This is a genomic window from Ventosimonas gracilis, from assembly GCF_001580025.1.
In the GTDB taxonomy this organism is placed as follows: Bacteria; Pseudomonadota; Gammaproteobacteria; order Pseudomonadales; family Pseudomonadaceae; genus Ventosimonas; species Ventosimonas gracilis.
The window spans coordinates 1-240 of the sequence record NZ_LSZO01000086.1 but is presented as its reverse complement, the minus strand read 5'-3'; the positions used below and the strand labels follow the sequence as shown (position 1 = coordinate 240).

The window sequence follows — 240 nt, the reverse complement described above, 5'->3', positions numbered from 1 at the left end:
ACAAAGTTATGACCTTGCAGCCATTTGGCGGGGTTGCCATGAATGTAGAGATGCGAGGCCAGCGGGGGAGCGCTGTAGTCCGGTCTGCCGCTTTCATCGTTCGGCGGCGGGGCGCTGCCGACGCTTTTGACCATGATTTGCGATGACCAAGAGCCCTGAACCTGCAATTTGCGTTCACTTCTCCACTCAATCGTTTTGTCTGGATTGAGCGCGATGACCTCACCCGAGTAAAGGCGGGGG

At 57.1% G+C, this 240-nt stretch carries 1 protein-coding gene; it reads right to left on the bottom strand.

Annotated elements, in window-relative coordinates; translation table 11 throughout:
- On the bottom strand, nucleotides 1-215 hold a 215-nt coding region (locus tag AXE65_RS14425), incomplete at its 3' end, for a phage/plasmid replication domain-containing protein (protein ID WP_500691239.1).
- Between the last annotated feature and the right edge of the window lie 25 nt (nucleotides 216-240).